We start from the raw sequence: 5,759 nt of genomic DNA on the forward strand, positions 1-5,759 counted from the left end.
ATTGGCAAAGAAATGATATCAACCAACCCGATCAGCAGGTGCAACGAGTAGCTTAATTTACGCCAGATCCTGTCCAAGAGATGGGGAGTAGCTCACCTGTCGGGTCTCGCCTGGAACTACGCGCAGCGAGACCTCACCCTCGATCGCAAGAACCGCCACATCGCCACCGTTCTGGCGGGGATCAAGCGCAAGCATGCGCGCCCACCGGTGCAAAAGGAGGCGATCCTGGCCGAGGACATCCTCGCGATGGTGGCCACCCTGCCCTTCGATTTGCGAGGCTTGCGGGATCGGGCAATCCTGCTTCTGGGCTATGCCGGAGGTCTGCGCCGCTCGGAAATCGTCAGCCTCGACGTCCACAAAGACGACACACCAGATTCTGGCGGTTGGATTGAGCTCTTCGACATGGGCGCCCTCCTGACCCTCAATGCCAAGACCGGTTGGCGCGAGGTCGAGATCGGCCGCGGCTCGAGGGATCAGACTTGCCCCGTGCATGCTCTGGAACAGTGGTTGCACTTCGCAAAGATCGACTTCGGCCCTGTCTTCGTCGGCACATCTCGCGATGGCAAACGTGCTTCGGAAACGCGGCTGAACGACAAACATGTGGCCCGCCTGATCAAGCGCACGGTCCTGGATTCCAGCATAAGATCCGAGCGGCCCGAGAAAGAGCGCCTGGCGCTGTTCTCAGGTCACTCGCTGCGCGCCGGCCTCGCCAGTTCAGCCGAAGTGGATGAACGCTATGTCCAGAAACAGCTCGGTCACGCCTCCGCCGAAATGACCCGCCGCTACCAACGCCGCCGCGACCGGTTCCGGGTGAACCTTACCAAAGCCGCCGGCCTCTGACCCCCAGCCCCATCACGCGGCCTGCCCGCTGAGCCTGCCATAGAAGCTACGCTCGAGGTGCAACTCCCCTGCCCCTGCTTTCTCGACCATGCCGCGCAGATATCCGCCCGGCGAGGAAACTTCTCCCGCGCTGTGCTTCTCGAAGACAAGGGCAAACGCTGCCGTTGCCACCTGAGTGCCCATTCGGTCTTGCGCCACGTTCCAGGCATGTTCCGAGATCCCGATCATTGGCCTGAGTTGCCCCGCAACCCGGTGCAAATCGCCCCAATCCTTCAGGAACCCGCCCATATTGCGGGCCCAAGATGCAAACTCCGGACAGGCTTGCATGATGGTTGGCAGATCCAGCGCCGTGCGCTTCTTGCGCACCTCGACAACCCAGTCTTCCAGCTCCCTATCAACTTGATCTTCGGGCTGGGCATTGGGCACCACGGCCGCCGCTTCCTCTTTTTCTGAGGAATTACGTATTACAGGATTAAGTTGGTTTGTAATTAGTATATGGGGGTCGGAAATGACCTCCCTGGGGTTCATTTCTTGAGTTTTCTCAGAAACTTGTTCCTTAGTTTGCTGCATATTTTCCACAGGCTCAACCGCCTGAATTGCCTTGAGATAGGCGGCTTCAACACGCTCCTGAAGCTCCTTGAACCAGGTCAGCAGCCGTGCCAGTTGATCTGAGGCTTCATGGCGGCGCGGAAGCCGATCCAGAAGCTCATCAAAGAGGCCCGTGAACTGTGTCCAGGGCCCGCGCAACGCGCTGCTGACTGCGGCTTCGATTCGTGCGCGGATCATCCGGCGGGCGACCGTGATTTGACGCTTCAGACGCTGGCAGAGCTCGCGTTCGGCCTGCAACTCGGCATGAAGCTCCTCGAACTCAAGGGCGCGAGCCGAAAGCGGCGACAGATCGAAGCCATAGGCCTCGACGATGCGGCCATTGGCGTCTCTGCGGCCCCACCGCTTGCCATTGGGGCTGTCCTGGAAGGAAATCACACCGAGCTCGGCCAGTCGCCGCGCATGGCGCTTGAGAGCAGAGAGCGAAAACCCGGTCTGCTCCATCAGATAGGCGTTCGACGCCCAGACGATCGGGCGCTGCCCCTTTTCCCAGTCCTGGGCCTGGGTGAATGCCCCGAGCGTGTCGAGGAGCATCATGTCTCCGGCCTTGAGGCCGATGTAGGCCCCTACCCGCTTCACGGCCACGAAGGCCTGCGTTTTGGGAATGGCTACCTGTTCACCGGCTTGGGCAAGCTGCTCTGCGATGCCAAGACCCGGTGTCGGCTTGCGCCAACCTGTATGTTTCATGCCTGTTTCTCACCTCCAGTTATGTGGAGGCAAAAGAAAGCCGTTCGCCGAAGTGGCGTTCTTGTTGACAGTGATTCGCGGGAGAGATATCTTCTAAGCGACCAAACTTTTCAGATTAGCTCTCAGGCCACGCTGCTTGGGGGCTTTTCTTTTGCCTAGATCATTGTTCTGACTGCTCCTCTTTCGTCGCGAGGAATTCACTGTACAGCTGATCGAGTCGGCCCGAGAGAAAGTCCCCGAACTCGGTCGAGTCTTGCGCCGTGAGTGAAATGCTGAATGCCTTTCCGGATCGGCCGATGACGCCTTTGATGCGGCCTTTGCCGGCGGTCCAAGTACGTTTCTTGGGCGTGGCACGCGTTTTTCGGCTTTTCGGCGCCCTGCCCGCTTCTGCTAGCTTGCTGTGCAGGAACTCGAAGCGTGCATCGCTATCGAGACCCTGAAAACCGTCGAACTCCAAAGCTCCTTTGAGGATCTTCTCATTCTTGGGCTCCGAGGCCAACTTCTTGAAATCCTCCCAACGATCACGCCCGATCTGCTTGGCTGGGCCAATCTGTTCGATGACGTTCCGCGGGACGTTCTGCGCCACTGAAAGCATGCGCGAAAGCAAAGTACCGTCAATGGTCAGGGCGGACTGGATCACGTCCTTTGCTTGCCCCATATCCAAAAGGCTCTTCGCAAATAGGGCCTTCTCAATAAATGAGAGATCTGCGCGCGCAGTGTTCTCCTGCCCTTGAGCAAGAATGTGGGCCACGTCGTCCATCGGCTTTACAACTGCGCGAACCTTACGGCCGAGCGCCGATGCAACTCGCACACGGCGATGCCCGAAGACGATCATGTAGCGACCATCTGCTTCTGGATGCGGTCGAAGCAATACCGGTGTGTCCTGGCGACCGGCCGCGATCGATGCTTTCAGTTCGTTGAACGCAATATCGTCATCACTAAGCCGATCCGAGACGAATGACACATCGATCAATTGCGGATCGATCTCGACAATGGTCTCGCCTTCAAGAAGACGCTTCGAGTTCTCCGCAAGGCTATCAATCGAAACCTTCATCGATTTCGATGCACCGCGCATTGCGTATCCAGAGCGACCGGAATCCTTGGGCTGCTCCGGCGAGCCGGCCATGACGCTCTTCAGGAGGTCTTTGCGCGCCATCAAGCCATCTCCTTTTCGTCAGAATCCAACCTACGCGCTGCGCGCATTTCGACAGTTGCACGGCTGTCAAAACTGGCTCTCTGCACGGCTGTCAAAACCTCATTCATTCACGCCCCCAAGCCTTGTGGATCAGTTCGGCGATCGCGTCGTTCACATCATTCAAAGAAGTCACTGCGCGGTCGTAAGTAGTCCGCACGAACTGAGACCGCTCAATTTCGTAAAGCGTCTGTTTGGTGATCCCAGCGTCGGAGATCGCCGTAGATTTTAGCACAGGAGCCGACAGCATCTGATTTGGAAACATCGCCTGGAGGAACCCAACCATCTGCTTCTGGGGGCCGTCCGTTGGTTCAAATCGCGTTACAAGGTAACGGAACCACTTCAGGCGCATGTTCGCTCCAGCGTCACGGATCGTCTTCATGATCCCGCCCAGCATCAGGAGAAATTGGCTCATCGACATGACGTCCAGCATCTGAGGATGGACCGTCACAATGACCGAGGAAGAAGCCGTGAGAGCAGTGAGTGTGAGGTAGCCCAGCTGAGGAGGGCAATCGATCACAACCACGTCATAGCGGTCATCAACCTCGCTAAGCGCCTTCGATATACGAGTGAAGAAGGTACGGCCCTCATGGGGATCGCTACTCGTCAAAGCAACAGGGGTATCGTATTCGTACTCTTGAAGCTCGAGACTTGCCGGAACGATATCTAGGTTGGGAAAATTTGTTGGCCGGATCACCTCTGTGATCGGCTTGCGCTCGTCATCATACCGAAGTGTCTCGTAGAGCGAAGGCACGTTGTCGAGTTCAGGCTGAATGCCGTGCAAAGCTGTGAGCGACGCTTGAGGGTCCAAGTCGATCGCAAGAACTCGATGCCCTTTCAACGCCAAGTGCTGCGCGAGGTGAGCGGCGGTAGTGGTCTTTCCCGAGCCCCCTTTGAAGTTCACGACAGACACGACGTGCAGTTCTTCGCCAGGTTGCCGATAGGGGACATAACGGCGTTTTCCGGGGCGGCCATGCTTGTCGAGATAAGCTCTCAGTTCCAGCATCTGCTCGGCCGAGTAGCTGCGCCTCCCGGACGACGATGTTTCAGGTTCAGGACCTTTGCCTTCGAGATGAAGCTTCTTAATGGTCGACTGCGTCACGCCGAGATAGTAGGCAACCTCGGCCAATGAAAACTGACGTAGACCTTTTTGAGCGTCGGGAGGATACTGTTCCTGACGCAACATATTGAGGCGGTCGGAAATCAACTCTCCTTGCTGTAGGATGATCTCGTCGAAGGATTGATCCTTCGTATCAGCCGTAAAAGACCGTTCTCGCATCTGCCTGCCCTCTAAATATCGCTTTTTCGGCGATTTCGCTCTTTAAACTGTCATCTACACAGAAAAATGAGTCTTAACAACGATTTTCACCCGATGGCTCGAACTCCACCGAGACACCTGCTGGCTTAGATGTTCCGACAAATTGTAGTGATCGCGGAAGATGGCCGCCCAATATATGGGAACTTCTTCGACATCAGCAGATCAGAAGTTGACCTAAACTTCGCGTCTCTCCCGTCGCAATTATTTGCTTTTATTGCCTTTTCTATCTTTGCACGGCTGTCAAAACGGAACCAACTCGAGGCATAGACGCGCCTGTGCAAGCCCGGAAAACCAAGACAAGGAAGCAGTATGTGTCAGCACGAACTCGGATCCGATCTGCAATCATTTACTTCGGCCAAGCGTATCGACCAGGGTACTCTAAAACATAAGCAAGTCTTACCAGAGGGAAGATAAACAGCGGGAATCGGCTGGGTAGCCCCAGCCGATTCTATGCTTCACGCTGCGTCTTTGGGACCCCAGGGGATGACGGCCTGCAGGGACAGATCGTCCTGGTTCGCGGCCTTGCCGAGGTTGGCGTTGAAGCCGTGGTCGCGGATGGTCAGCGTGAAGTAGTCGGCGCTGGTCTCCTTGTTCTGCTTCTTCCAGATGCCGCCGCACTAAACCAGCTTGCCGCGCGGGGAGCGGCCGAGGACGCGGTGCGCGGGGGCCAAAGGGTTCGTGCTCGCGACGGGTTCGACCGTGATGTCGAGGTCGAAGGTCAGCGTCGAGATGGAGCCGACGCCCTTTGCGGTTTCGATGTCGGCGCTGGTGAATTTGATGCAGCTCGTGGTCATAGCTCTTCTCCTTGTTTGTGTTGCAATGATGGTCACCTGGCAGCTGGCCAAGGCCCGGCCACACCGAAGGCGAAGCGTGAGCGGAGAGGGGCGGGCGCCGGTCTTTTTGGTCCGCGAGGAATGGCCCACCCCTGTTCTTTGGTGGGTTAGGGGAAAAAAGATCGGCGGCGACCTTTGTGGACGGGACGACAGCTGCGACCAGCATGTCATGCAACTCAGACAAAGGGTGAGCTACTCCCCATCTCTTGGACAGGATCTGGCGTAAATTAAGCTACTCGTTGCACCTGCTGATCGGGTTGGTTGATATCATTTCTTTGCCAAT

Annotated in this window: 3 protein-coding genes and 2 pseudogenes; 1 reads left to right on the forward strand and 4 read right to left on the reverse strand. The window is 56.9% G+C overall.

The window, feature by feature from the left end:
- Positions 1 to 96 precede the first annotated feature (96 nt).
- Positions 97 to 840, forward strand: a pseudogene (locus tag IEV87_RS22685) (tyrosine-type recombinase/integrase); the annotation flags it as partial.
- 12 nt (positions 841 to 852) lie between these two features.
- Here the strand turns inward: IEV87_RS22685 and repC are convergent.
- The 4 genes and pseudogenes from repC to IEV87_RS23045 all read right to left on the reverse strand — a co-directional run bounded on the left by repC (position 853) and on the right by IEV87_RS23045 (position 5,437).
- Positions 853 to 2,133, reverse strand: a complete 1,281-nt coding sequence (gene repC, locus IEV87_RS22690) for a plasmid replication protein RepC (RefSeq protein ID WP_043755188.1) — start codon at positions 2,131 to 2,133, stop codon at positions 853 to 855.
- 160 nt (positions 2,134 to 2,293) lie between these two features.
- Positions 2,294 to 3,289 (reverse strand): plasmid partitioning protein RepB, encoded by a 996-nt coding sequence (repB, locus tag IEV87_RS22695; protein WP_043755191.1) that lies wholly within the window; start codon positions 3,287 to 3,289, stop codon positions 2,294 to 2,296.
- A 103-nt stretch (positions 3,290 to 3,392) separates the two neighbouring features.
- Complete coding sequence (repA, locus tag IEV87_RS22700) at positions 3,393 to 4,604, reverse strand: plasmid partitioning protein RepA (RefSeq protein ID WP_043755193.1); 1,212 nt, start codon at positions 4,602 to 4,604, stop codon at positions 3,393 to 3,395.
- A 494-nt stretch (positions 4,605 to 5,098) separates the two neighbouring features.
- Positions 5,099 to 5,437: pseudogene (locus IEV87_RS23045) on the reverse strand (DUF736 family protein).
- Between the last annotated feature and the right edge of the window lie 322 nt (positions 5,438 to 5,759).

It is taken from the genome of Primorskyibacter flagellatus (genome assembly GCF_014638275.1).
Classification (GTDB): Bacteria; Pseudomonadota; Alphaproteobacteria; order Rhodobacterales; family Rhodobacteraceae; genus Pseudooceanicola; species Pseudooceanicola flagellatus_A.